Source organism: Psychrobacter sp. TB55-MNA-CIBAN-0194, assembly GCF_040309505.1.
GTDB lineage: Bacteria > Pseudomonadota > Gammaproteobacteria > Pseudomonadales > Moraxellaceae > Psychrobacter > Psychrobacter fozii.
The window spans coordinates 1-499 of the sequence record NZ_JBEOOW010000032.1; the positions used below are offsets into that span (position 1 = coordinate 1).

Consider the following 499-nt stretch of genomic DNA (forward strand, 5'->3'; position numbering starts at 1 on the left):
GCACCATCACCGTTCCTGCTGGGGTCACCGACTTTACCGTCAGCTATCCTGCGCTTACTGATGCCATTCTTGAGAACGATGAAACCACCACGCTTGAGATTGGCGGCGTGATAGGGACCGGCACCATTAACGATGCTGGTGACGCGATTCCTGTCGTGAACATTGAAGCGACGACCGATAGCGCCACCGAAGGCGCAGGCGACAGCCTCGTCTTTGCCATCAGCCAAACAGGGGCGACGGACAAAGACAGCAACGTCACCGCCACCTTAAACCTTGGCGACATCGATGCCAGCGATATCGACAGCATCACCTTTACGGATGCCAATGGCACGCAGACCATCAGCGTGGCGGATGCCATAGCTGGGGTTAGTGTGAGCATTCCAGCGGGTAGCAGCGTCCTGCCAACCTTTACCATCACCCCAAATGACGATGCCATCTATGAGGTCTCAGAAGCGCTGAGCATGAGCATCAGCAATGCGATCAACGCCAGCATTGGCAC

General features: G+C 56.3%; 1 protein-coding gene. It reads left to right on the forward strand.

Annotated elements, in window-relative coordinates; genetic code table 11:
* A partial coding sequence (locus tag AAEY75_RS14120; RefSeq protein WP_352259911.1) for a hypothetical protein occupies positions 1-499 on the forward strand: 499 nt, incomplete at both ends.